The organism is Oceanobacillus sp. CAU 1775 (genome assembly GCF_054482815.1).
The window spans coordinates 550,763-576,719 of record NZ_JBTLRO010000002.1 but is presented as its reverse complement, the minus strand read 5'-3'; the positions used below and the strand labels follow the sequence as shown (position 1 = coordinate 576,719).

The following is a 25,957-nucleotide window of genomic DNA, read 5'->3' as shown; positions in this document are numbered from 1 at the left end:
ATTTTGGGAACAAAACTTTCTATCCAATTCCTAACTTGTTCTTTTGTTGGTTCCAAATTAACAGTCATTATATATTTTTCTCCTTTACTCTGGTTTTTCTTATTCAACTATCCTGCCCCGTTACTTTAAGTACATTTTTTCACAATCTTTAATTTATTTTAACATATAAAACCAATTACCTTTGAAAAATAAGTTAACTTCTTAAAAATACCTATATTTTATTAAAAACGGTTATACAATTGGTCTACAAAGTAAGCTTATTTTAAACAACAACATAAAATTCACGCGCTGTATTAAGGTTTCTCCCAACAAACCGAACCCGTTAATTTAAAGCATCTATCCTTTTTAAAACGAAAGGTTAGATGCTATTTCATTTTGGGTTATAATGAAAGTATAGCATTTGTCAGAAGGAGTACGTATAGTGGAAATTCGTCTAAGCGAAAAGAAAATAATAGACCGTTGTGGCCTAGCTGCATTTAACCGTGGCAAGCAATTCTTCCATAAAGGAAACGTAAGCATGCTTATGGAGAGGGAAGATTTTTGTAAAGCGGTTGTCCATGGAATAGAAGATTTTCATGTAGAAATCCATAAGACCGATAATGGATTTAAATCATCATGTAGCTGTCCAACTCTTGCGTCTTTCTCAAAAGATTGTCAGCATATTGCTGCTGTTTTGCATCTGTTATTGGGAAGACAAACAAATGATATATTTGATGTCTTTCAAAATGAAAATATGGATAAATTCACAGCATTAACTTATTTTGAGACACGAAAGTTGTTAGATATCCAATTTATTATAAAAATTACCAAAGAAAATAATCTTGCCCTTTTGATTAAAATTGAAGGACAACAAGTAGATAATATAAATGTTTTTCTAAGATCCCTACATAGTGGAAAAAACTTTTATCAAGATGGTAAAGATCTCTATGACTTTAACAAACATTGTTTTTCAAAAGAATCCTCACTCGTTTTAGAAAAGTTAATTGCATATGATTCATATGGTACTCATGAAGGAAGCATCGTCATTCCTCCTTTGCTTTGGACTGATATTTTTCCTTTAATAGAAAGAAAGCCATTCGTTAACTATATGAACCACGAGAATCAATCAACCGAAATAATCGAAGAAAAATCAGTTCTCCCATTAAGGTTTTCCATTCATTCTATAGAAGCCAGAGCTCAGCTCAAAATAAATGGATTAGAAAAATTAACCCTGCTTCCTGGCTATGGTTTTGTTATATATGATGGGTTATTTTATCAATTGACAAGCGAAGCGATGAGGCAGTTAATCGATTTAAACAGCTTGCTTGATGAATATCATGCGCTATCCATCCCAGAGGATCAGCTTTTTTATTTTAGTGAGAAGATTATTCCTAAATTACAGGGATTTGGTGAGGTAAAAATCGCAAAGGAAATGTTAGAAAAGTTTGAGCTACCGGAGCTTAAAGCAAAACTATTCCTAGATAGAGTTAATCAGCGCCTACTTGCAAGTCTTGAGTTTCATTATGATTATTTTGTTATTCATCCTTCCGAGGAGACAGGGGATCAAAACTTCGCTATCAGGGATTATGAAAAAGAAAACCTCATCCTTGAGATGATGGAATCGGCTAAATTTTATCAAACCGACGGAGGTTATATTCTCCATAATGAAGAACTAGAATATGCATTTTTGATGGATGTGCTGCCGAATTTAGAAAAGCATGTGGAAATCTTTGCAACGACAGCTGTTAGAAATAGAATTTTACCACAACCAACAAAGCCTAAGATTAAAATTAAACAGCATAAAGATCGTTTAGATTGGCTAGAGTTTAAGTTTGAGATGGAAGGATTTGTTGAAAAAGAAATAAAAGAGATTCTGCAAGCAGTTGAAGAAAAGAGAAGGTATTATCGTTTGAAAAGTGGTGCTCTTTTATCATTAGAAACGAAGGAAATGAAAGAAATACATGACTTTTTACAGCAGGCTCCTTTTAAAGATGATGCTCCAGATGAATTTGAAACTACCGTGGTTGAAGGTTTAAAGCTAATTGATATTTTCACAGATGAATCGATGATGAATCCTGAAATTTCATTGAAGCGATTTTTCCAAAAGACTACAAATCCAAACATCCAGGAGATTCAGATTCCTGAAAACCTGAACGCTGAATTAAGGGATTATCAAAAGGTTGGACTCAACTGGATGAATACATTATCTTCCTATGGTTTTGGTGGGGTCTTAGCAGATGATATGGGACTTGGAAAAACTTTGCAGAGCATCGCTTATATTGCTTCAAGATTAACAGCTATTCGCGAAAATGATGAACAAATATTGATTGTTTGCCCATCTGCCGTGCTTTACCATTGGCAAAATGAGTGTAACCAGTTTCTTCCTGAGGCAACCGTTGCAATCATCGACGGTACGAAGGAAATACGTGGAGAAAAGCTTTCACATATTCGAAAGCATGATGTTATTATTACAACTTATACGATGCTTCGTTCAGATATTGACTGGTATAAAAAGTGGAAATTCAATACGATTTTCTATGATGAAGCACAGGCTTTTAAAAATCCTCGTACACAAACGGCAAGGGCTTTAAAGAAATTACAAGCGACGACAAGTTTTGCTCTAACAGGTACACCAATGGAAAATAATATTGATGAGCTATGGTCGATTTTCCATATTGTTTTCCCTGAATTATTTGGTAGCTATGAATCGTTTCGGCATTTGACAAAAAGAAAAATAAACCGGAGAATTCGTCCCTTTATGTTGCGACGAATGAAGCATCAGGTAGCAAATGAACTTCCAGAGAAGATTGAACAGGTGGAGGTTGTGGAACTATCCCCTGATCAGAAAAAGATCTATGCAGCATATTTAGCAAAGCTAAAGAAAGAAGAACTAAAACATTTAGACAAAGAAACGCTTGATAAAAATCGGATAAAGATTCTAGCAGGGCTTACAAGATTACGCCAAATCTGCTGTCATCCAAGTTTGTTTGTTGAAGATTATAATGGAAACTCAGCAAAACTAGAAAGACTTCTTTCAATCATTCAAGAAGCGAAAAGAACAAATCGACGCATCTTAATTTTTTCTCAGTTTACAAGTATGCTAAAAATCATTGCGCGTAATCTTGCCGAAACAGGAACATCCTTTTTCTATTTGGACGGGGCAACAGAATCACAGGAAAGACAGCGGTTATCGAAGAAGTTTAATGAAGGTGAAAAAGATATCTTCTTAATTTCTTTAAAAGCAGGGGGAACAGGCCTAAATTTAACAGGTGCAGATACTGTTATTTTATATGATTTATGGTGGAATCCAGCTGTTGAAGAGCAAGCGGCAGATAGGGCATATCGAATTGGGCAAAAAAATACAGTCCATGTCATCAAGTTAATTGCTAAAGGAACCATTGAAGAGAAAATGAATCAACTTCAAGAAAGAAAACGTAAATTAATTCGAGAGGTAATAGATTCCAATATTGATATAGCTAAAGGATTATCACTGACCGATATTAAAGAGATCTTTGCGGATTGAATCTAGCAAGTGTGTAGGTTATCAATTGATTAATGTTATAATCAAATGTAAATTAGCTGTATAGGGTATTTTTGCGAGAAGCGGATCTCATCTTATGTTTGCAAGAATATCAGATAAAATCGAGGAGGTAATACAATGACAGTAAAATCTTCAGAGGAAATTATGGAACTAACGGATAAATATGGTGCAAGGAATTACAATCCTTTACCGATTGTTGTTTCTGAAGCTGAGGGTGTTTGGGTAACAGATCCCGAAGGCAATAAATACATGGATATGTTAAGTGCTTATTCAGCAGTAAACCAAGGGCATCGTCACCCTAAAATTATTCAAGCGTTGAAGGAACAGGCGGATAAAGTCACTTTAACCTCTCGTGCATTTCATAACGATATTTTAGGTAAATGGACAGAACGAATTGCAAAATTAACGAATAAAGAAAAAGTACTTCCAATGAACACGGGAGTGGAAGCTGTAGAAACGGCAATTAAAGCAGCAAGACGTTGGGCGTATGAAGTAAAAGGCGTAGAAGATAACAAAGCAGAAATCATTGCTGCAAAAGGGAACTTCCATGGCCGTTCGATTAATGCGATTTCACTTTCAGACGATCCACTTGCGAAAAACAATTATGGCCCATTTGTTCCAGGGATTAAAAAAGTAGAGTATAACAATATCGAGGCAATTCGTGAAGCAATTACACCGAATACTGCTGGAATTATTGTCGAACCTATCCAAGGTGAAGCTGGAATTATTATTCCTTCTGAAGGCTATCTAAAAGCAATACGTGATCTATGTGATGAAAACAATATCTTATTTATTGCGGACGAAGTACAAACAGGATTAGCACGTACTGGTAAAATGTTTGCTTGTGAATGGGAAAATGTTGTCCCAGATATTTATGTAATGGGTAAAGCACTTGGCGGCGGTGTATTCCCAGTGTCAGCCATTGCAGCGAATAAAAATATTATGGATGTTTTCACACCTGGTTCGCATGGTTCAACATTTGGTGGAAATCCACTGGCATGTGCGGTTTCGATTGCATCGATTGATGTGTTAGAAGATGAGGATCTTGTAAACAAATCACTAGAATTAGGTGAGTATTTTGCGAGTGAACTTAGAAAGATTAATAATAAAGATTTCAAAGAAGTTCGTGCTCGTGGAATGTTTATCGGCGTAGAGTTTAATCATGCAGTTCGTGGGTATTGTGAAGAATTAAAAGAAGAAGGAATTCTTTGTAAAGAAACACATGATAACACGATTCGTTTTGCACCACCATTAGTTATTACGAAAGAAGACTTGGACTGGGCTTTAGAAAGAATTCATAAGGTGTTAAGTAAATAAACTACTACCCTCGGGATACAAATCATATACGATTTGTATCCCTTTTTTTATTTCTATGACTGTGTTACTCATGTTAATCTGACCATTCTTCAAATGTGTATAAATATTTTAAAGAATATGGAAGTATTATGTTTGAACCAATTAATGATGGTATTTTTTTTCGGAAATGTAATAGGTGTATTTTCCGAACGAAATATATAATACATTTTAAATATATCGCCAATAAAAGATAGAATTCACAAAGCATATGCTACTAAGTTAACGTACGAAAAAGACAAACAGCATTCAAAGAAATCGTGTACCTACTTACAGAAAGCTAAGCGTGATCACTTCTCGTGTGTGGCTTCTTTTACGTTGAATGGAAAGGAATATTATGGTATACTTTGTATAAATAAAGCATATACTAGTACCATTCTTTTTTAAAAAAGGTGGTGTGAGGATGTGTGAAAAGGAGGATAATGACATGCCGGAAACTAAAACAAGAGATTTGAACGAATCTCCTAATCAAAAGGAATTGGAGAAAATAGCCTCTACTGTTGATTTTGGCAAGTTACCTCAAAGAAAATCGTTGTCTATTGATAAAAACGGTGTAGTGGATATAGATTCATCACATGCAAACTATGAATATTGGTTGGGGAATGACGAATGAAAGTAGGTCATCTCTATGAGTTATATTTTAAATATGAAGAAGGGCAGGGAGGTAAAAAACGACCTGTCCTTATTCTTGTAATCAATAATGAACACGACATAGCAATCGGTTTAAAGATAACGAGCACGGGACCGACTGAAAATCACCCTAATCGGATAAAAATTGAAGACAGTCCAAATGCTAATCTATCCCCAAGTTCTCACGTTCAATACGATATATATGATAATTATGAAATAGTGAAGCTAAAATCTAGAGGTTATTTAAGTCAGCACGACTTCGCTAGAGTCGCTCGTATGTTTAAAAAATATCATAATGTATGATAAGTAACACTCTTCATAAGATGATGAGTGTTTTTTAGTCTCATCAATCATACTGTTTTAAAAAATAACTGGGGGCGTGTCTATGTCAAAGACAGGTAGTATACCATTAGATGAATGATTAAATGAAGTTCGGAATGTATGATTTTATAGTTAAAACATATAGGCCAAGGATCTTAAAAAATTATATCAAAAGTGATTAATAGAAGCTTTATGACATCGGCAGAAAACCTTAAGCTGAGTGTTTCAGTCCAATCAGTTAAGGAAATATAAAGGTAAAAGCTGAAATGGATGACTATTTAAAATTAGAATGTACGTTTGTAATTAATTCGTCACTCTTATTTATTTCATACATAAGTTATATTATAAAGCTCATAAAAACACCGTACATTACTTGTTATTTCATCCTACTTTTGATATAGTTGTACAAACAATTGAATATCTCTTATTTTATATACATTAAAGTAAGGTAGAGGTTGCAAAGGTCATGAGTACTTATGGGGAGGATAGTGAGATCCGTTAATCCATTTGAAAAGGGGGCTTTGCCGAAGCAGAAGAAGACTCATTCATTCTAACTGCTGGGTCTGTATCGAATAGGTGCAGGGCTGTCATATAGTAAACTATATGGGGTGCTATCAAGCAAAGAACATGAGAAACGTTCTATTAGCAATAGCGGCCATAATCGTTATTGCTTTTTTATATTTCTCGAAGTTATTAAAAATTCTAGATATTGAGCAAGTAATGTGTTGAGCCACATCCGGCTCCAGCGCCCAACGACTATCAAACTTCGCGCTCCTCCAATCGATAAGTCAACATCGGCTCCTAACGTCGCCGTGTTTCCTTTATCTCAAAAGAAAAGGGAAGTTCAACTAAAACCGCGACATCACGTCGCAACGTCGAACCACCCCACGTCCTGTGGGGCGCAGTTTGTACGTCGCTGAACGGGCGCTTACGCCTTAGATAATTAATCTTGAAAGGGAAGTGAATAAAATGGATTTCGGAAAAATATTAACAGCAATGGTTACTCCATTTGATGCACAAGGAGAAATAGATTATCCAGCAACATCTCAGTTAATTGAACATTTAATTGCGAATGGTTCAGATGGTGTCGTTGTATCAGGAACAACAGGTGAATCGCCTACATTAACAGATAAAGAGAAAGTAGAACTTTTTAAATATGTCGTAAAAGAAGTTAACGGTAGAATCTCAGTTTTAGCTGGAACGGGATCAAATAATACAAGAGGGTCGATTGAATTAACAAGAGCGGCAGAAAATGCTGGTGTTGATGGAATCATGCTTGTTGTACCTTATTACAATAAACCATCTCAGGAAGGGTTATACGCGCATTTCACTGCGATTGCTAAAAGCACGAGCCTCCCAGTAATGCTTTATAATATCCCAAGTAGATCTGCAGTAAATATGACACCGGAAACGATTATCCGTCTTTCCCAAATCGAAAATATCGTTTCTGTGAAAGAATCAAGTGGAGATCTTGACGCGGCAGCAAAAATCATTCAAGAAACAGATGATTCGTTTAGTGTTTATAGTGGTGACGATGGGATGACAATCCCAATGCTAGCAATTGGAGGAAATGGTGTTGTTTCTGTAGCTGCACATGTAATTGGAAATGATATGCAAACAATGGTACAAAGCTTTATAGCAGGTGATGTGAAGAAAGCGGCAAGCATCCACCGTGCTATTTTACCAGTTGTGCAAGCAATCTTCAGCGCACCAAGTCCAACGCCTGTAAAAGCTGCTTTAGATTATCTAGAGGTTCCTGTCGGTGGGGTTCGTTTACCATTACTAGCTTTAACAGACAAAGAAAAATTAGCCGTAGTGGAAGTTTTAGAAAGCTATTTAGCAGATAATAAAATAAATATTTAAATCTCGATTTATAAGAAAACCACGTTGCATATTGCTATGACGTGGTTTTTTGCTGTTTGTTTTCCAGTGAAATCTAATTGTAACCTCATCATAATATCCCTGTTATTAAGTCATGTTATACTTCTCCCTACACATAATTTTATACATAGAAGCGGAGGAAAATGAGTGCGTAATAAATTAACGACCCTAATCTTAATTGCTTCTGTCTTAATGATAAGTGGATTTTTTCCAAAACTGAGCTTTGCAGAAAGCACGGATGACTTACAAGATATCCAAAAAGAAAGACAAGCAATTCAGCAAAACCTTTCTGCAGAAGAACAGAAGCTGAAGCAATTACTAGACGAAATGAAACAATTAGATGAGCAAGTAGAGACCTTACATATACAAGTTGAACAAAAGCAAGAAGCAGTAAATAAAATCACGACAGAAATCGATGAAACAGTTGAAGAAATATCAGAACTACAACTTGAAATCAAACGTTTAGAAGAGAGTATTGCGGATCGTTTTGAATTATTAAAAACGAGAGCGGCTTCCTATCAGCAATCAGGTGGTGGGATTAATTTTCTAGAGGTATTATTTGGATCACAGAGTTTCGGTGATTTTATTAGTCGCTTAACAGCCGTAAATCAGATTGCTGATTCGGATGCAAGGTTAATGGAGCAGCTTGACGAGGATATCAAGCTTGTTGAAACCCATCAGTTAACAACAGTAGAAAAACTTAACGAATTAAATGCGATGTATGATGATCAGCAGGAACAACTCGTAGCCTTGAATGCTGAGAAAGAACAACAAGAAAATAGTAAAAAGAAATTGAGTAATATCCAGCAAGAAATCATTGCTTATATGAGTGACCTTGAAACGAAAGATAAAAGCTTACAAACAATGGAGCAGGAAGTCAAAGACGAAATAGCAGCTGCCAAAGCTGAAAAAGCGAGAGTAGCAGAAGAAAAAGCGAAAGAAGCTGAAGCAAGAGAACTTGCGAAAGCCGAGGAAAAGAAGAAACAATCTAATCTGGTCCAAGTCGCTAAGAAGCAAGAAAAAACGCAAGTTCAGTCTCCAGCACCTAAAAAGAACAAGGAAGTAAATGAGAAAGAGCAAGTTAAAAATTCATTTACTGTTACATCTACAGCTTATACTGCCAACTGTGCAGGTTGTAGTGGGATAACAAGTACGGGTATTAATTTAAATAAGAATCCAAATCAAAAAGTGATTGCTGTTGATCCATCGGTAATTCCATTGGGTTCTGTCGTATATGTTGAAGGATATGGATATGCAATTGCAGGAGATACAGGCGGCGCGATTCGAGGAAATAAAATCGATGTTTTTGTAAAAACAAAAGCAGAAGCGCTGAACTGGGGAGTCCGAACAGTTCGCGTAACAATACAATAATTCAAATGAAAACCAGTATATGATCTAATCTAATGAGTTTACTTTGCGAGGTGCAATATCATAAATTGGACCATAGTTCAGAAGTTAATTCACATGATTTTTACAAATGATTTCAGAGTATAAAAAATGGAGCTTAGGGAATTAAATTCTCTAAGCTTCATTTTTTTATAATTGTTTGTTTCGTTAAAGCACCCGTTAGCTGATGAGTATCTTTATGAATTTGTAGTGAATTTTAATGTTTATCACCTAAGATTATAATGTTTATATTCCATCTTGGATGCATAACTAAATTATTGTTTTCATCAAACTCTAAAGCCAAATGAATTTCATCATCTTCAGTGGTGAGAATAGCCATTCTTTTATTTTCAATATCTATATACGGTTTTAAACTTTCTACCATTTCTATTTTCCAATCAAAAAAGTTCAACATCTCACCTCCAAATCCCTACCTATATCTATGTTATATATAAGTGTATTTCACCAATTTTTCTTCCACTAACCTGCCCCGTTAGCACAATATTTTCAAAAGGTAAGTACGTTAATCCTTCTTAAATAATCGCACGCGTTTGTTAAAAGATAAATCATTTCTTTTCCTTTATTTCCTTTAACAATTCAATTATTTCTTCATTTTGTTTATATCCCTTCTTTAGTGTTGCTTCTATCGCTAAAAGGGTAAATAATATCACAATAAAACCAATCAAAAATAACAAATAAAACTCCCCCATTTTTTCTATTCATTCTTCAACTTAACTGCTCCTTTAGTGAAAAAGCGGCTGTCCTTATTGAACAATCGGACCTGTTACTTTAAGAGTATTAATTTACTAAGATTCTTTATACGATACAAAGAAAGGGGTTAATAGTGAACCTAAAATTAATATGATTAATCCTACTCCCAGAGTCATTAATATATTGCTAAAAGGTGAAAGAAAATGACCGAATATAAGAAACGGTAAAATAGTAAAAGAAACGAAAATGATCCTACCAGTAATAGTGATTTTATGTATAGCTCCACATTGCTCGCATTTAATCGGTTTATAAGTCCACCAGAAAGATTTATAGATTGCACTCCAGTTAAATTTCTCATTACAGCTCTCGCATTTTTGCAAACAAAAACCTCCACTTATTATTTAAATCTCACACCCGTTAGCGTAAATAAAACTATTACAGTAATTCAAAAGCTGGATAATCTGGTTTCACCATATTTTGATGAACTTTCCCATACTCTTTATCTGGATTACTTACTTCACCGTTTATGTATATTTCCCTTATTACATTTTCTTTCGATTTTGGTTTCCCATAATCAAATCTTAAAAATTCAACATAAGTAGAATCTTCTATAATTAGTTCATTATTTTTAAACATAATGTGATTTGGATTCCAAACTCTTATTGTTTCACTAGTATCGAATTTAATATCAAGAATTTCATCTTTATAAATACATTCCAATATCTTATGGTAATTATCATAAGGTCTACCAAACCATTCACCAAAAATACGTATAGTGCCTCCAGGTTTTTCTTCCAGACTATTTATTAAATTAGTAAGTTTCTTTGGATCCAAAAAAGCACCTCCATGCCATAATCCTTTCTTCAACTAAACTGCTTTGTTAGTGAAAAAAGCTACTGCACCCACTTGAAGAATCACACCCTATAACTGAAGAACATTCATCAAGAATAACGTTGTACCAAATATTAGAGAACTTACTAATATCCATACTGTTTGTACTGTCGCGAAAGCCACTACTGTACTAATGTTCTTTATACTGGCTATATTCTTAGAAACTTTTAAGTTGAACGGAGCAAAATAGAAGGAAAATAGAAACCCTCCTGATAATGAAATACAGAAGTAAATAATTACATAGTTTGAAGTAAATTCTGCAATTAAACTTCCGACTACAAAAAATGGAATTCCAGCCCAAACAAAAAATGTCACAGCTAATAATACCATTGCCATAACAACCAACATAAAGTTTCTTTTAAACACGTCTAAATAATTATGAAGATATAAGTTCAATGCTACCACTCCTTGGTTCTTAAAGTAATGCAGCCTTTAGTTAAATTGTATCATTTTCACCCTTAAACTTTTTAATTCCTTCTCTAAGTAATCTAATCGTCTATGAATTCGATAAATAATTGGAAGATAAGCAATCGCAACAATGATTAGCCAACCCATTTATAACACCCCATGCTCTTTATTTAACAAATTTGTCCAGTCACTTTAATATATTCGACAAAAAAAGCGTTAAACCTTCTTTGATTAACGCAACCTTTAGTTAAAGTGTGTTTAGGAAGAGATTAAAACTCTAAAAGTCAGATAAGCAAGCAACAAAGAAACGATTAAGAGAATCGAACCATACATCATTTGTGGAAAGCTACTTTTACTCTTTGTATATGCAAAAAGCAGTGCGTACCAAATAAGAAGTAAAAATACAGATATAACGGACAATATTGGTAACAACATTGTTGCCATAAGTAAACTATAAACTATAAACTATAAAAATCCCTGAAAGGAACATACTAACAAATGTCCAATTCTTAGACGGTCTAACGGATTGTACCTCATTTGAACGTAAACCAAGAAATCCTCGCATGTAGGCAAAATTCCACCCTACACTTAAAATAAAAGGAATAGTTAAACTAAATAAAGTAATCCCTTCAGTAAATCCTATTCCAAATATTGTAAAAAAGGATAGGATACCGAGGATAATAAGGCCAATGAAAAACCCAATATGAATAAGTGCTACTTTCACAATAATCACCTTCTTCTTTAGGATTATAAATAGTTAAACCACACAAAAAAGATAAAGACATCTTCAGGATTCTGCCCCTTTAATGAATTCAACCAGAAAGGGTACTTTTCCTCCTTCAAGGATTGCACCCAATAGCTTAAGTGTATACTTAAATATCATAAGCAATTAAAGTGTAAACTAGAGGAATAACAAGAGCCAAACTTAAACAAGTAATTGCTGCTAATCTTGACTGTCTAATTACTCTTTTATCACCATCTTGTAAGCTTTCTATAAAATTAAGGGTACAAGCGAAACATAAAATCAATAGAAACACTGTAATAAAGCTTATCCAAATTAAATTCAAATTTTCTTCCCCCTCGACTATTCAACAATTGCACCCTTTTGTTTAACTATAAGCAATATAATTCAACCAGTTTGCAACTAGTATAATTAGCGCAAGAACCCCATATATAAGTATTTTTATCTTTCTTTTACGTTTATTAATTTCAGTATCAATAACCATAGCTATAACCATTCCTAGACATAAGAAAGGGACGATCAACTTTTCATCTATTCTACCAATAACTTTAAAAGTCAATACTAAAAAAACTGCAGTGATTAGTGGATAAATCCAGATATGTTTCTTGGCTTTAGGCACTTAAATCTCCCCTTCACATATTCTAACGACTTTAAATAATCCATCTTCCACAAAACTGCCAATTTGTTTAATTAAAACTACACGGCGACTATATTATATAACAATAAAAATATCGCAGTGAATTCTATTTTGAATGTCACTGCGATGTTGTTTGTGAATATTTGGTTTGCCCCTCTGAAGTAAACCCGTTAGATCTAAACTAATTTTTGACCACAATTAGAGCAGAAGTTACCGCCGCCTGTTTTTGTTCCGCAATTTGGACAGAAGTTTGGCTTTTCTCCTGATGTATTTTCTGTAGCAGCTTGTTGTGTGTTATTCTGTTGATTTTGCTGCTGTTGGTTTTGTTGTTGATTTTGGTTGTTCGCGCCGTTCATGTTATTCATCATTTCTTTGGCAACATTCATGCCCATCATCATTCCAACCATGTCAGAGGCTGTCCCGCTACTTTGAACTTTTCCAGAAGACATGCCATCCGTCATCTCTATTTGTTGATACTTACCTACATCGCCAACCATCCCATGCGACGCTGATTTTGTAATCATATCTTGGATTTCTTTTGGATAGTTAAAGCTCATTACGTTAAATCCAGTAATCGTCATGCCGAGATCAAATATTTCCATATCCAGGTCTTCTTTAATACCTTTAGATATTTCAAAGGAATTCGCCTGAAGATTAAACATATCTTTACCTTCTCGAGTAATCCACTTCATTAATAATTGGTCAAGAATAGCTATAATACGTAGTCTCACATCTTCCACGAGGTAAGATTTTTTTACACCTGCAATATTATCTATAAGTTTTACATAATCTTTTACTCTAAAGTTCACTGTTCCGTTTGCCCTTACTGGAATTCCACCAGGGAGAGCAGGGGATGGGGAAGGGATGTTAATTGCATTTCTTGTACCCCATTTCACAGTGAATTCCTTTGTGTTGACAAAAAGAACTTCCACACGCAAACCACTATTAAAACCGAATTTGAAACCTTTCAAAGTCGATAGAAAAGGAATGATTTGTGACTCAATATTGTACTCGCCATCATCCTCGAAAATCCCTTCAATCTTTCCATTGTTAATGAAAATAGCATCTTGACCAGGGCGAATCATCAGTCTACTACCTTTTTTAATTTCACGATTGGACCATTTCCAAAAAATCATATCATCTCTAAATTCTTCCCATTCTACAACGTCTGCTAATTGATTTCTAAAAAAAGACATATAGGTATCCGTCCTTTCGGGTTAATTTTTTCTTATATAGGAAATTATAAAATTTCTATGGTGTGGATATTGTCAGAGGACGAGCCACGCTTACACCTTTGATCTTAGAATCCTCCTCGGCTTCCGCTATGAGAGCGACCAGCACTGCTTATGCCGCCACCGCCCATACGTCCGCCTCCACCGCCACTACTATTATTAGATGGTTTTTTCTTTCTTGTTACGGTTTTGCGTAAGTAACGATCATGCTGAGAAACAATTCTTGTATTTTGTTGGTCTAGATATGTTCTTGCATTAACCGTCACACGTCCACCAGAGTTAAATGCCATAATAAATACAACAATAAATGCTAAAACAAGAGCTGCGCCTAATTGCACGAATGTATTGAAGAATAGAGATTCAGGATTAACTCCAGGTCGGATATTTAAATACTCGTCAGATTTAGCAAAGAAATGTTCAAAAGCATCATAGTAATTTCCATTACTTAAATCACTCGTAATTTGATTTCTAATTTGATCCAATCTGGCGTCATCTAAATATTCTTTACCAATACCGAAACCTGCTAAATAAACCTCTCTATTTTGCATATCCATTGTTAGAACAGCCATATTGTCTTCCGAACGATTAAATTCTTTAGCTAGTTCATCGGTAAAATCTTGCATATACGTCGTGACCATTCTACCTTCAGTATCATTTGTCGTAATAATAATAAAATCTGTCTGCCATTCATCAAAATATGCTGAGGCTTGTGCTTCTAATTCTTGGACTTCGGCATCTGTTAATAAGTTTGCTTCATCATAAATTCTCTGTACATCTGCAAAAACTGGAGCAGTAGTTATAAATATAAACATAATTACCAGTAAGCTACTTGCGAATAGTTTTTTCAAAACAGGATGCCACCTCCTGAAACAATATACGTAATTATTTTCATCAGGATAAAGGTACTTCCAGCAATTCCACCAAACCATGCTGCTATTTTACCCATACTTAGTGGTGGCTTTCCAACAACTTTTCCTGTTTGGCCATTCATCGCAAAGATATGTTCAGCCTTATCATAGTCATAGTATAACATCCAGACAGGGAGGAGGACATAAAGACTTTTTGCATTTTTCGTGTGAATATCTCTATTTTTATAGTTTACTGATGTATACCCACTAATCGTAGAACGAATGTAATTATCAATCGAACCACTCATCTTTTCTTGGACACGAGGGAGTAATTCCTTGTCATCATAATTATATTTTTCAGCAATATATCCAGCAAGATAAGGTGTTTTAAAATCTTTGAAACTACCATAATCATAAGGTTCTAGCTTATCCATTAGCTCATCATCCATTTTTTCAGATGCATCTGCTGGTACTCTTGAGAAATTGATATCCAAATCACGATAAACATCATAAAATTTTGTCTCTGTATAAATATAATCTCCACGAGAATAGGTGCGGACTTTCGTTCCTACAGCACTAATTTTTGCTTTACTGTTTAAATCATATACCCAAAAAGGTACATACATACCAGTGATTTCTTTAATTCGATTTGCTGTCATAAATCCTCTAGGTGTTAATCGTCCGTTCCTACACCACTTTTTAAATGCTTCAATTGCTTGTTCTTTATTGATGGTGAAAGGGATGACAAGGGAAGGGGCTAATATTCCTGATACCCGATCTGCAAGTACGACGGCCGCGCCACAAAAACTACATTTTGTTGCCGTAGTGTCGGCATCTGTGACAAGGACAGCACCACAATTATTACAATGGTATTCTTTTGCTTCATCTTCTTCAAAAACCGTTTCTATAAATTCGTCTGAAAAACTTTCAATATTGTCTTGTCGTCCACAATTTCCACATGAGAGTTTCCCAGATTCACTATCAAATGACATGTCACTTCCACAGTTAGGACATTTATAATGTATAACCATATCTATTCCCTCCAATCACTGGTTTACTAAATCTTATTCTTTTTTAGTATTTAATTTAGCAATTTCTTCATCAATGGAAAGTTCATGTTCCGAATGAACCACATTGTTGCGTAGTTCTGCCAGTGCCTCGGCTTCGTCTAATTTAAAATTAAGTTCTTCTTCATAGCTAGAGAATCCAGAATTAGAGGAGCTTCTAAAAGCATTGTTCATCAGGCTTTGTTTTTCAAGTTCAGCTGACTTATCTAGAATGGTAGCAGCTCTTGTTTCTAATTGAGCAACATCCATTGCTAGTTTATCTTCGAGTAGTTGCATTTGTTTAACTTCTATAGCCAAGTTATTATATGTAGCTAATAGTTTTTGTTTTTTATCTTCATGCTCTTGTTTCTCATCAAGGAAAGCTTGTGCTTTTAAATCATCTCCATTTTCAGCAGCCTTTTCACTAAAACGCTGAAACTTATTAATGTTTTCATTGCACTCGTCCAATTCTCTTTTTGCTCTTTTTGCATCTGCTTTAAGTGCGTTATTTTCAGATTGTAAGGTTCTTAGATTTAAATTCACTTCACGAATCGTTTCCTTTATCGCTTTTTCAGGATCTTTTGCGCGGTCGATAACAGAATTAATATTTGCTCGCATTAAATTTGTAAATCTAGATAAAATCCCCATCATAGTTCCTCCTCAAAAATACATATTAATTTTAATTTTAGCTTATATACTTATACTGTACAAATCGGTCAAAAGTTTCATTTTCTATTATTATCCCATATATATCTGCAAAGTGTTTGTAATTATTTTGTAACCTGTTCTTAAGATTAACTTAGGTAAAAAACGGTAATACCTGATAGTGAAAGCTAAAAAGAAAGGAATGAAAAATAATGAAGAAAACATTAAAAGGCGCTGCTGCGATTTTCTTATTATCAGGATTCCTTGTAGCTTGTGCTGACGGCGAAGACCCTGATGTACCAGTAAATCCTGATGTCCCTAACGAACAAATGCCTGGGGATGAAGACACTGGTGAAGATTCAGGTATGTAAGCAAAACCAAGACACTTAAAACTGAATAAAATAAATTAACAAGACAGTTGATGTACTACTTCCCTTAGTTTGAATGGAGTAGACATCAATTGTCTTTTTTTATAGAAAACATTTTGTTGATACTGCACCGATTAAATAAAGAAAAACTAATTGAGCTTCGGAAATATACGGAGACTCCAGCGGGATGGAAGGCAACGGTGAGACCCCGCAAGTCGCTTGCGACTGAGGAGGCTCACCAGCCGCACGCGGAAAGCGTAGTATATTTCCGAAGCGGGTTTATTCTCATAACAAACTGGAACTTTAACAGAGTAAATGAAAAGTAATTTATTCTCAGAGGATTGACATAATGCGAATTTTTGTTATATACTTTATTCAACAAAGTTGAACAAAGCTACACTAAATTGAGTACTGTAATTATAACTATTATATTTTTTTCATTCACTTTGTAAGCGTTGTCAAAATTGTGGAATACAATAACATGCAAAGGAGGGGTTAGGATGAGAGAATTACCGAAAGAAGTTATCATTAAAGAGGTAGGTCCCCGTGATGGACTACAAAATGAACAAGAATGGATTTCGACTGAGAATAAAATAGCGTGGATTAATATGCTATCAAACACTGGTGTAAAAGAAATCGAGTATTCTTCATTTGTTAATCCAAAAATGATCCCAGCTCTCGCAGATGCAAGAGAAGTTGGTAAACGTATTATTCGCAACCCAGACGTATTATATTCTGCTCTCGTTCCGAATATGAAAGGACTCGAATTCGCTTTAGAAGCAGGAATCGACGGAGCTTCTGTGTTCATGTCAGCGAGTGAAATGCATAATCAAAAAAATATAAATAAAACAATTGATGGAACATATCCTATACTTGAAGAAGTAATTAAAGAAGCAAAAAATGCAGAAAAGCGTGTAACTGGCTATATATCTACCGTCTTTGCTTGCCCATATGAAGGAAAAATTTCGCCAGATCAAGTTTTAAGAGTGTGTGATCGACTATTTGAGGCAGGAGTAGATGATTTATCACTAGGCGATACGATTGGTACAGCAGTGCCAAGCGAAGTAGAAAATTTATTAGAAGTTGTGATGAAGTACTTCCCGAAGGATAAACTTATTCTTCATTTCCATGATACTCGTGGAATGGCAATTGCTAATATCATGACAGCATTACATTATGGAATTACAAGATTTGATAGCACGGTTGGTGGACTTGGTGGTTGTCCATATGCACCGGGTGCTGCAGGGAATGTAGACACAAATGACGTGCTTTATTTACTCCATGGATTAGGAGTTAAAACAGGTATTGATGAGCGTAAAATGCAAGAGGCAGGATTTTATATTGAAAGTAAATTAGGAAAGAAACTTCCAAGTCGTTCCTTAGCATATCTTTCAAATGCATAATTCAATTTTACACCATACTTTCTTAAGTGAAAGTATGGTGTTTTTGTTGCTTTCGGCGAAGCGTTTCTTGACTTGAAACAAGCGCTAACTTATGATTAAAAACAGACATAAGTTTATTAGTGAAAGGAATGAATATCCATAGACCTTCTAAGTATCGGAAAAAAAGTGAAACAAATTCGTTTACGAAAGAAATTAACCCAGCAGCAAGTTGCTGATCAATGTCAAATATCGAAAAGTATGCTTTCTAAAATAGAAAATGGGCAAACAGCATCTGCTGTTGCGACATTATCCAAAATAAGTGAAGTATTAGAAGTCCCATTATCATGGGTGCTCGATGAGAAAACAGATGAAGATCTTGTTCTTCAAAAAAAGGCGCAGCGACAATCACGACTTGGTGATGATAATATGGGTTATTCATACGAATTACTTGCCAATCGTTCGTTTTACAGTGGGGTAGAACCAACTATCGTCCATGTTACACCTAAGGACAGCAACCAACGAAAAGAGGGCTATACGCACTCACAAGATGAATTTATATTTATCTTGGAAGGAACGATAATTTTATTTTATGATGGAAAAGAATATCGTATGGAAAGAGGCGACAGTGCTTATTTCCAAGGCCATAAACCTCATTTATTTATGCCAGTCGATAATACCGAAGCAAAAGTATTAACCTTATTTATTGATAGAGATTAAAAAAATGGTTCGCAGTAGGTAGCTACTGGAACCATTTTTTATTCTTTACTCCGCTATAACTTGTTCTGTTTCAACTTTTGTTTCAGCTGGTTGCTGAGGTTCAAAGGCTTTGTTGTTTATTGCATTTTTCCCAGAAATATTTTCTAGTAAATCTTTTACATCAATTCCTGATGTTTCTTTCAACGATTCTTGAAGGGTAGCCATTAAATTGGTGGCATAGCTCGATACTTTATTAGCACCGCCATTGCTACCGCCACCCCCAGTGTCAACGACTGTAATTTTATCAATATTGCCTAGTGGACGAGCAACTTCCTTCGCGTACTCTGGAAGCATCTTCATTACCATATCTAGGACAGCTGCTTGACCGAACTGCTCGAATGCTTCTGCAATTTTCTCCTTAGCTTCAGCTTCTGCGAGACCTTTAAGACGTATGATTTCTGCCTCGGATTCACCTTGTGCTCTCAAGGAATCAGCTTTTGCAAGACCATCTACACGTACCTGTTCAGCCTCAGCTTGTGCTTGCGCTTCAATACGATACTTATTCGCATCAGCTTCAGCAAATTGTTTTGCCTTATCAGCTATCGCAGACTGTTCTACTGCATAACGATCCGCATCGGCTTTCTTTTTAACTTCTGAGTCATATTGTTTTTCTCGACGTTGAATTTCTTTTTCTTCTAATTCAATTTGCTTTTGACGTTCGATAATTTTAATTTGCATTTCTTGTTCTGTAACTTGCTGTTTTGCACGGGCCGTTTCATAATCATAAGCTTGGTCGGCTCGAGCTCTCGCAATATCTTGCTCTCTACGATATTCCGCTGTTTTTAATTGGTTTTCTTTTTCTGCTTCCGCAATTTCAGTCGCACGTTCAAGCTCTGCCTTTTGTGCATCCTTTGCAGCTTCAGCACGTTTAATTCGTGTTTCTTTATCCGCGTCAGCTGTCGCAATGTCAGCATCACGCTTCACTTGTGCAATTCGTGGTTTACCTAATGATTCTAGATAACCATTCTTATCACGCACTTCTTTAATCGTGAATGAAACAATGATTAATCCCATTTTCGCAAGATCCTGTGAAGCAACGCGTTGAACTTCTTGGGAAAACTTATCACGGTTTTTATAAATTTCTTCAACGGTCATAGAGCCTAGTATGGAACGGAGATGTCCTTCCAATACTTCTTTTGCTTCGTTTTCACGGTCATCTCTTGATTTACCAAGAAATTGTTCCGCTGCTGTTGCGATTTCATCAATGGATCCACCAATTTTAATAATCGCTGTTCCATCGGCCATCACTGGAACCCCTTGTTCTGTATACACTTCTGGTGTTGATACTTCGAGTTTACTAGATAATAGACTTAATGGACTTGCTTGTTGGAAGACTGGTAGTACAAAAGTTCCTCCACCACGAATAATTTTAATTCTATTACCAGATTCATCTGTATGTACATTCTTTCCTCCAAGATAACTTCCGGTAACAATTAATGCTTCATCTGGTCCTGCCGTACGGTATTTTGATGTGAAAATAGCAATGAATGCAATAACTAAGAAAGCGACAATACCGATTACAATCCAGACAGATAAACTAAATGCTTCTAACATAACTTTTCCCCCTTGTAGATATTTTTTATATTAATAACCCTCCTTGAAGAGTTGATTAATCAGTGTAAGTATCTAATTCATTTTCATATGGTACGACGTAAAGCACACCATTCTTAACTTCGATAACAAGTACTTGTTTTCCTTCTAGAATAGCTTGGTTCTCATAGCTTGCTGCAGGTTTAGAAATGGTTCCGCTATAGCTACGGATTATAATTTCTCCAAAACCATTTTCAGGGATTGGAATAATAATCTTTCCTACTCGTCCTTTTAAAGAATCTTCGGTATAACTTAGGGATTCTTCCGCTGATGCCATGGGGAGGAATACAAAAAGGTTCAAACATGTGTCTAGAATGAAGGCAATAATGATAGAAATTAAAGCAACTACTAATATTGGAAGTGAAGTTGTAATTTCTAAAATATAAGCAGTAGCCGAAAAGAAAGTAATAAATGCTAAGATAAGTGCTGGGTTAAGAAATGGACTTATTTCACCGAATCCTTCTAAGAAATCTCCAAAAAATAAATAGAGGATGGTAAGGATGCCCGAAAGTATAAGCATAAATAAATACATATTTTCTAAAGTTGTTCCAAATATATCCACTGACATTCTCCTTTCTGACTTCATACGAGTCAATTTCATAATTACCAAAAATCTCTATCTCATTCTACAGATAGTTAAAAACGGTTTAATTTAACTATCTGTAGAATGAGATAGACTAAAAATAGGAATTATGAAATTGATACATATAAACATTAATATATATACGGATAAAGTCAATAATAAGTTTCAATTTAATAAAAATATTTACAATAATTATATATTGACAATGAATGGAAGTTAACATATATTATGTGTAACGATATATCGCGTAACATAATAGTGGAGGGTGAGCAAATGAGCAAAAAGGTAGAAAATCCAATGACAGAAGCAATGTATTATATTTTACTTGCTTTAAAAGAACCCTTACATGGATATGCAATTATGGAAAAAATAGAAGAAATCTCTAATGGAAGAATTGATATGGGACCGGGCACGCTGTACGGTGTGTTGAAAAGATTAGAGAAAGATAATTATATAGACCTTGAGGAGTCTGATGGAAGAAGAAAAGTTTATAAAATGAATGCAGTGGGAGAAAGAGCATTAACTGCAGAATATAAACGGTTAGCAAGTATGGTTGAAGAGGGGAAGTTCTTTGTAGAAGGGGGAGAGGTGTAAATGGCTAAAAAGAAAAGAGTGCGTCACGTATGGCTTGGTGAATGGCATGTCGAAGAACTTGAAGCGTGGTTTGAAGACATGATTAAACAAGGATGGAAGCTAGAAAAAATTAATCTTGGCTTCGCGACTTTTGTAAAAACAAAACCTGAAGAACGTAGGTATCGTATAGAAATTGCTAATAAAAATGATGAAATTGAAAGTGATCGGATACACCTTTACGATGATGCAGGCTGGGATTATATTACAAATGAGAATTTTTTGTATGTATTTTTAGAAAGAGAACCAAATACTGCAAAAGAAATTCATTCCGATCCTGTCATGCAAGCGGAAACGATAGAAATATTAAAGAAAAGTCTCTTTCGACGTGGAATAGGATTGTTTTTAGCAACCACATTTATGTTAGCACTGGTACTTTTTTCTGTGCGTGACATTACAAGTTATTATATATTAAGTGATAATTTCTTATTCCCTCTTATGATTATACTGATTTATTTACCATTATCCTTATATCATCTTTATGGAATTTTTCATATTTCTTCTTTAGTAAAACGAGTGAGAAGTGGAGATGGCTTTCGACATCAGAAGCCGTATCGGGCAAAAGTAAACTGGATTCGCTTTTGGAGTATAGCGCTTTTCTCAACATTTATTTTCATATTCGGTTACTCCGTGTATCTAGATATATTTGTAAATGATTATGATGGAAGAGATGCAATACCTTCAGGGGAACTAACAGTAATTAGTCTAGCTGAAATAGAAAATGTTAGCCGTGATGAGGTGACATATAAACCTCATGAAAATAGAAGGCTGCACAATCATTACCGGGAAGAAGTTGGCCTTATCGCGCCAAATCAATATTACCTACGTGAAACATTTGTCATTCCTGGCAAAAATCCTCTTGATTACTCCGAGGATTATGAACCAACTCTAGATTCTAGAAGATATGAAACGATCTCTGTGTTGGCAGCAAAATATCTTGTAGAGGCTCTAGTTGAGGAGAAGATGTATAGAGGGTTGGAATATCAGACCAGCCGGAACTTGCCTTTTGACGAAGTTTGGTTGGACGAAGGAGATAATCATATAACAATGGTCGCTAGAGTTGGAAATGTTGTTTATGATATAGATTATCATGGGTGGCAGTCTAATAGAGTATTATTTGAGAAATTAGAGGAACATGTGGAAAAGGAAGCGTCGTAATTAAGTATATAATCACGAGAGGAAGTGTATGCCATGCAATTCATAGTTCAAGAAGATTGTGGTAATGCACCAAGAAAGTTTATTCTTCGCGATTTGTTTCTAGCTATAGTAGAAAGAGATAATGAAAATATTCTTGAGATTGTAGCGGAAGATTTGATTTATGAAGAAGTTGGAAAAGGGCAGTATGAAGGTGTTCCAGCATTACTTGAGAGAGTTGATGAAATGGTGTCTAATGACATAGATACATTGGAATTAATTCAAATTATTACCCACGGAAAAACGGCAGCAGTCAATGGAAGGTTAGTAACGGTAGATCAAAAGGAGATTCATTTTGCGACGATTGTGATGTTTGCCAGTGCCGGAAAGCAAGCAAAGGTTAAGAAAATGACAAGTTATATTATTGAGATTTGATCGGAATCCTGATATATCTCTCTAAATCCTGATATATTTCTACAAATCCTGATATGGACACAAGATATGCTGATATCGACACATATTATCCTGATATCCGAAATTCTTTATATGAATTAAATAAAAAATAGAGCACAGACGTTATTAAAGCGTCTGTGCTCATTCTCATTGCCATAAATTCCAAGGATATTCTTGCGGTGGTGCGCTGTGAACGCGAATTTCTTCTTTTTTAGTCGGATGCTCAATCACTATCGTTTCTGACCACAATGCAATTTGTTGCCCTGGTTTATTTACTTTTACTCCATACCTCTGATCACCATATAAAGGGAAACCTCGAGACGCAAATTGAACTCGGATTTGATGAGGTCTTCCAGTGATAAGATTAATGGAAACCAAACTCAAATCATCTTTTGTACCAAGCACTTCATATTCTAAAATTGCTTTCTTCGCGTCTTTTTGATTTGGTCCTGTAATGCGAACCATATTTTTCTGCTTATCTTTTACGAGATAGTCTTCCAGGCGATCAATCGTTTTCGTCGGTTTTCCACGAACAATAGCTAAATACTTTTTCTCCATTTTATTTCTACGAATGACATCTGAAAGTCGCGACGCTGCTTTTGAAGTTTTCGCAAAAACCATTACACCACCAACAGGTCGATCAAGACGGTGCACAAGTCCAACATAGACATTGCCTGGTTTATTAAATCTTTCTTTAATATCTGCTTTAACCATATTTAACAAATCCAAATCCTGTGATTCATCTTCTTGAACAGGAATATTGACTGGCTTTTCAATAAATATTAAATGATTATCTTCATATAAAACCGTTAACTTCATGGAATAGCTCCTTTACTTGCTTTGGTTTATTTATTATAGCATAGAGGAGCAGAGTAGTTCGGTTAGGGGGGGCCAAGTCCGTATAGTAAAAATAGGATATTATATGAAACTAATTCTTTTTAAGAGTAGGAAAGTATAGATTCAAATAGATATTTGGTATAATTAGTAGTAAGAAACCTATTGATATAAGGGAGTGTATTCTATGCAATGGAAAGAGGTTAGAAAAATTTACCCAGATAAATGGGTTGTTTTCGAGGCTATTGGTGCACACTCAGATAATAACTATAGAATAGTAGATGATATTGCTGTTATTGATTGCTTTACAGACTCAATGGAAGCATTTCATAGACATGCTGAATTACACAAACAAAACCCAAATCGTGAATTATATTTTTTTCATACATCCAGAAAGATTCTTGATATTGAAGAAGTAAATTGGACTGGACTCAAAAAAACATGGTGAATATTATAGAGAAATTCGAATTACCATTTATAGAGGTTATAGTAAAATTCCGAGGCAGACAAATTATATTAAACAACGTATTAATTGATACTGGCTCTGCTGGTACAATATTTAACGTTAATAAGCTAGAAGAAATAGGTGTTAAGCCAGAAGCTAACGACGTTACACGAACCATACGTGGCGTTGGCGGACTCGAATTTGTTTATACTAAAAACATCGACCAAATAGTTATATCAGAAAATATAAAGACAAATAATTTTCTTGTTGAATTAGGATCAATGGATTATGGTTTAGATATAGACGGGATAATTGGCTATGATTTCATGAAGAAAGCTGAGCTGGTTATAGATTTAAAAACCTTTCACATTACTAATTAACTTCTTAAACTTATCTAAAAATCTCTTGTAATTAAATTATACTAATTTGATTGCTACTATCCTTGCTTTAATTTTAGGATAGTTTTTTTATGGAGATTTAAAAGGTTTGTTTTTATAAAAGTTATTAAACCAAACACAACCGTAACATTAAAATCGGTGTGCATTTTTTAAGAAGGATATATACCTTTCTTGTTGAATATATAAAGATAGGGAATTTTGTAGAATGGAACAAAACGAGGTTTTTATTATGCGAGATAGAGGTTCGGTAGTAATAGTAGAAGAACATAAGGTAGCGCTCATTCAAAGAATTAAAGATGGGTCTGTTTACTATGTTTTTCCTGGTGGTGGTATAGAAATTGGAGAAACACCAGAAGAAGCAGCAAAAAGAGAAGCATTTGAGGAACTAGGAGTAGAAGTAAAAATTAAGGAGTGTATATCTAAAGTTAATTTTAATGGAATTCAATACTATTTTTTATCTGAAATCATTAGTGGAACGTTAGGAACTGGCCAAGGTGAAGAATACAAGGACATGGATGTAAAAACTCATATGCCAATCTGGATGGACATAAATAAGTTATTGTCACTAGAAGTCATACCAAAAGAAGTTGCGTTTAAGGTTCAGGGTTTATTTAAGTAACTGGTTAATACTTATAATTACAATATTAGTACAGAACATTGAAATTTTGAGGTGGGTTAGTAAAAAGAATTTCTATAAGGGAGTTTTAACATGGTAAAGCAATGGGGTTTTTCATATCTTTTTTGCAATGATTTAGAGAAAATGAAGGCCTTTTATTCGGATATCCTTCAGTTAGAACTCACCCGGGATAATGAAGATTCAATTGCTTATAAAATTGGTGATCATCAACTAAGTATTAGTTACAACAAAGAATTTAATCCTCCTTCAAGCAAGTTTTCCATTCAACCAGGGTGGGAAGGTGGAACCGTGCCTAGGACAAGCTGGTCTTTAGAGTGTGAAAAAGGAGATTTCAAAATCGTTGTAGATAATTTGTTAAAAAATGATATGCCGAAATATTTTATCGAGCCCGTCTGGAAAGGGTACTGGAGTTTTCCTGTATTAGATCCTATGAATAATACAATTGAGATTACTTGTACGGAAGAGAATATTTACTTCTAGAGGAGAGAAAAACCAA

The 25,957-nt window shown here is 34.9% G+C and carries 32 protein-coding genes and 1 riboswitch; of the genes, 16 read left to right on the top strand and 16 right to left on the bottom strand.

Translation table 11 applies throughout. From position 1 onward, the window contains the following. Positions 1–421: 421 nt before the first annotated feature. The 6 genes from ACXYMZ_RS06130 (at position 422) to ACXYMZ_RS06105 (ending at position 9,076) form a co-directional block, all read left to right on the top strand. Complete coding sequence (locus ACXYMZ_RS06130; protein ID WP_458947479.1) at positions 422–3,502, top strand: DEAD/DEAH box helicase; 3,081 nt, start codon at positions 422–424, stop codon at positions 3,500–3,502. 135 nt (positions 3,503–3,637) lie between these two features. Next, entirely contained in the window at positions 3,638–4,837 is a 1,200-nt protein-coding gene (locus ACXYMZ_RS06125; RefSeq protein WP_458947478.1) for an ornithine--oxo-acid transaminase, read from the top strand. Between the two features lie 463 nt (positions 4,838–5,300). Then, positions 5,301–5,486, top strand: a complete 186-nt coding sequence (locus tag ACXYMZ_RS06120) for a hypothetical protein (protein ID WP_458947477.1) — start codon at positions 5,301–5,303, stop codon at positions 5,484–5,486. Further along, entirely contained in the window at positions 5,483–5,806 is a 324-nt protein-coding gene (locus ACXYMZ_RS06115; RefSeq protein WP_458947476.1) for a type II toxin-antitoxin system PemK/MazF family toxin, read from the top strand. The genes ACXYMZ_RS06120 and ACXYMZ_RS06115 overlap by 4 nt, the downstream gene beginning before the upstream one ends. A 459-nt stretch (positions 5,807–6,265) precedes the next feature. Continuing rightward, a riboswitch (Lysine riboswitch) is annotated at positions 6,266–6,446 on the top strand. Positions 6,447–6,793: 347 nt separating this feature from the next. After that, positions 6,794–7,687: a 4-hydroxy-tetrahydrodipicolinate synthase gene (gene dapA, locus ACXYMZ_RS06110; RefSeq protein WP_458947475.1), complete on the top strand. Its 894-nt coding sequence runs from the start codon at positions 6,794–6,796 to the stop codon at positions 7,685–7,687. A gap of 165 nt (positions 7,688–7,852) precedes the next feature. Continuing rightward, on the top strand, positions 7,853–9,076 hold the full coding sequence (locus ACXYMZ_RS06105) for a PcsB-like coiled-coil domain-containing protein (protein WP_458947474.1): 1,224 nt from the start codon (positions 7,853–7,855) through the stop codon (positions 9,074–9,076). A gap of 232 nt (positions 9,077–9,308) precedes the next feature. Here the strand turns inward: ACXYMZ_RS06105 and ACXYMZ_RS06100 are convergent, their stop codons facing one another. The 13 genes from ACXYMZ_RS06100 to ACXYMZ_RS06040 form a co-directional block, all read right to left on the bottom strand. Continuing rightward, positions 9,309–9,503: a hypothetical protein gene (locus ACXYMZ_RS06100; RefSeq protein WP_458947473.1), complete on the bottom strand. Its 195-nt coding sequence runs from the start codon at positions 9,501–9,503 to the stop codon at positions 9,309–9,311. Between the two features lie 154 nt (positions 9,504–9,657). Continuing rightward, on the bottom strand, positions 9,658–9,786 hold the full coding sequence (locus ACXYMZ_RS06095; RefSeq protein WP_458947472.1) for a hypothetical protein: 129 nt from the start codon (positions 9,784–9,786) through the stop codon (positions 9,658–9,660). A 111-nt stretch (positions 9,787–9,897) separates the two neighbouring features. Beyond that, entirely contained in the window at positions 9,898–10,182 is a 285-nt protein-coding gene (locus tag ACXYMZ_RS06090; protein WP_458947471.1) for a TIGR04104 family putative zinc finger protein, read from the bottom strand. 55 nt (positions 10,183–10,237) lie between these two features. After that, a complete protein-coding gene (locus tag ACXYMZ_RS06085; protein ID WP_458947470.1) occupies positions 10,238–10,636 on the bottom strand; it encodes a hypothetical protein in 399 nt (132 codons plus the stop codon). Between the two features lie 87 nt (positions 10,637–10,723). After that, the gene (locus tag ACXYMZ_RS06080) at positions 10,724–11,089 is read right to left on the bottom strand and encodes a hypothetical protein (RefSeq protein WP_458947469.1); all 366 of its coding nucleotides are present in this window, start codon (positions 11,087–11,089) and stop codon (positions 10,724–10,726) included. Between the two features lie 36 nt (positions 11,090–11,125). Further along, positions 11,126–11,248, bottom strand: a complete 123-nt coding sequence (locus ACXYMZ_RS06075) for a hypothetical protein (protein ID WP_458947468.1) — start codon at positions 11,246–11,248, stop codon at positions 11,126–11,128. Positions 11,249–11,552: 304 nt separating this feature from the next. Further along, positions 11,553–11,825 (bottom strand): hypothetical protein, encoded by a 273-nt coding sequence (locus ACXYMZ_RS06070; protein ID WP_458947467.1) that lies wholly within the window; start codon positions 11,823–11,825, stop codon positions 11,553–11,555. Positions 11,826–11,973: 148 nt separating this feature from the next. Then, entirely contained in the window at positions 11,974–12,168 is a 195-nt protein-coding gene (locus tag ACXYMZ_RS06065) for a hypothetical protein (protein ID WP_458947466.1), read from the bottom strand. 42 nt (positions 12,169–12,210) lie between these two features. Further along, complete coding sequence (locus ACXYMZ_RS06060; protein ID WP_458947465.1) at positions 12,211–12,462, bottom strand: hypothetical protein; 252 nt, start codon at positions 12,460–12,462, stop codon at positions 12,211–12,213. 194 nt (positions 12,463–12,656) lie between these two features. After that, positions 12,657–13,676, bottom strand: a complete 1,020-nt coding sequence (locus ACXYMZ_RS06055; RefSeq protein WP_458947464.1) for an SPFH domain-containing protein — start codon at positions 13,674–13,676, stop codon at positions 12,657–12,659. A 104-nt stretch (positions 13,677–13,780) separates the two neighbouring features. Continuing rightward, positions 13,781–14,560, bottom strand: a complete 780-nt coding sequence (locus ACXYMZ_RS06050; protein ID WP_458947463.1) for a TPM domain-containing protein — start codon at positions 14,558–14,560, stop codon at positions 13,781–13,783. Continuing rightward, positions 14,557–15,591 (bottom strand): TFIIB-type zinc ribbon-containing protein, encoded by a 1,035-nt coding sequence (locus tag ACXYMZ_RS06045; RefSeq protein ID WP_458947462.1) that lies wholly within the window; start codon positions 15,589–15,591, stop codon positions 14,557–14,559. The genes ACXYMZ_RS06050 and ACXYMZ_RS06045 overlap by 4 nt, the downstream gene beginning before the upstream one ends. A gap of 33 nt (positions 15,592–15,624) precedes the next feature. Next, a complete protein-coding gene (locus ACXYMZ_RS06040) occupies positions 15,625–16,254 on the bottom strand; it encodes a PspA/IM30 family protein (protein WP_458947461.1) in 630 nt (209 codons plus the stop codon). A gap of 209 nt (positions 16,255–16,463) precedes the next feature. On the opposite strand from ACXYMZ_RS06040, the gene ACXYMZ_RS06035 reads away from it, so the two are divergent. From ACXYMZ_RS06035 to ACXYMZ_RS06025, 3 genes are all read left to right on the top strand, one after another. Further along, complete coding sequence (locus ACXYMZ_RS06035) at positions 16,464–16,622, top strand: hypothetical protein (protein ID WP_458947460.1); 159 nt, start codon at positions 16,464–16,466, stop codon at positions 16,620–16,622. A 497-nt stretch (positions 16,623–17,119) separates the two neighbouring features. Next, positions 17,120–18,022, top strand: a complete 903-nt coding sequence (locus ACXYMZ_RS06030; RefSeq protein ID WP_458947459.1) for a hydroxymethylglutaryl-CoA lyase — start codon at positions 17,120–17,122, stop codon at positions 18,020–18,022. 165 nt (positions 18,023–18,187) lie between these two features. Beyond that, a complete protein-coding gene (locus ACXYMZ_RS06025; protein WP_458947458.1) occupies positions 18,188–18,718 on the top strand; it encodes a helix-turn-helix domain-containing protein in 531 nt (176 codons plus the stop codon). Positions 18,719–18,763: 45 nt separating this feature from the next. Here the strand turns inward: ACXYMZ_RS06025 and ACXYMZ_RS06020 are convergent, their stop codons facing one another. Together ACXYMZ_RS06020 and ACXYMZ_RS06015 are read right to left on the bottom strand one after the other, a co-directional pair. Continuing rightward, complete coding sequence (locus ACXYMZ_RS06020; protein WP_458947457.1) at positions 18,764–20,311, bottom strand: flotillin family protein; 1,548 nt, start codon at positions 20,309–20,311, stop codon at positions 18,764–18,766. Between the two features lie 55 nt (positions 20,312–20,366). Beyond that, a complete protein-coding gene (locus ACXYMZ_RS06015; RefSeq protein WP_458947456.1) occupies positions 20,367–20,915 on the bottom strand; it encodes a hypothetical protein in 549 nt (182 codons plus the stop codon). A gap of 288 nt (positions 20,916–21,203) precedes the next feature. Here ACXYMZ_RS06015 and ACXYMZ_RS06010 point away from each other — a divergent pair, with 288 nt between their 5' ends. The 3 genes from ACXYMZ_RS06010 to ACXYMZ_RS06000 are packed head-to-tail and all read left to right on the top strand — an operon-like array spanning position 21,204 to position 23,129. Then, positions 21,204–21,524 carry a PadR family transcriptional regulator gene (locus tag ACXYMZ_RS06010; RefSeq protein WP_458947455.1) on the top strand — a complete coding sequence of 107 codons (321 nt, stop codon included), beginning with the start codon at positions 21,204–21,206 and terminating at the stop codon, positions 21,522–21,524. Next, a complete protein-coding gene (locus ACXYMZ_RS06005; RefSeq protein ID WP_458947454.1) occupies positions 21,525–22,718 on the top strand; it encodes a DUF2812 domain-containing protein in 1,194 nt (397 codons plus the stop codon). 33 nt (positions 22,719–22,751) lie between these two features. After that, positions 22,752–23,129, top strand: a complete 378-nt coding sequence (locus ACXYMZ_RS06000) for a hypothetical protein (protein WP_458947453.1) — start codon at positions 22,752–22,754, stop codon at positions 23,127–23,129. Between the two features lie 165 nt (positions 23,130–23,294). On the opposite strand, the gene ACXYMZ_RS05995 is transcribed toward ACXYMZ_RS06000, so the two are convergent. Then, a complete protein-coding gene (locus ACXYMZ_RS05995; protein ID WP_458947452.1) occupies positions 23,295–23,966 on the bottom strand; it encodes an RluA family pseudouridine synthase in 672 nt (223 codons plus the stop codon). Positions 23,967–24,168: 202 nt separating this feature from the next. Between ACXYMZ_RS05995 and ACXYMZ_RS05990 the strand changes: the two genes are divergently transcribed. The 4 genes from ACXYMZ_RS05990 (at position 24,169) to ACXYMZ_RS05975 (ending at position 25,941) form a co-directional block, all read left to right on the top strand. After that, positions 24,169–24,429 (top strand): hypothetical protein, encoded by a 261-nt coding sequence (locus ACXYMZ_RS05990; RefSeq protein WP_458947451.1) that lies wholly within the window; start codon positions 24,169–24,171, stop codon positions 24,427–24,429. Further along, on the top strand, positions 24,402–24,806 hold the full coding sequence (locus ACXYMZ_RS05985) for a retropepsin-like aspartic protease (protein ID WP_458947450.1): 405 nt from the start codon (positions 24,402–24,404) through the stop codon (positions 24,804–24,806). The genes ACXYMZ_RS05990 and ACXYMZ_RS05985 overlap by 28 nt, the downstream gene beginning before the upstream one ends. Positions 24,807–25,029: 223 nt before the next feature. Beyond that, complete coding sequence (locus ACXYMZ_RS05980; protein WP_458947449.1) at positions 25,030–25,443, top strand: NUDIX hydrolase; 414 nt, start codon at positions 25,030–25,032, stop codon at positions 25,441–25,443. Between the two features lie 90 nt (positions 25,444–25,533). Continuing rightward, positions 25,534–25,941 (top strand): VOC family protein, encoded by a 408-nt coding sequence (locus tag ACXYMZ_RS05975; RefSeq protein WP_458947448.1) that lies wholly within the window; start codon positions 25,534–25,536, stop codon positions 25,939–25,941. Positions 25,942–25,957 lie beyond the last annotated feature (16 nt).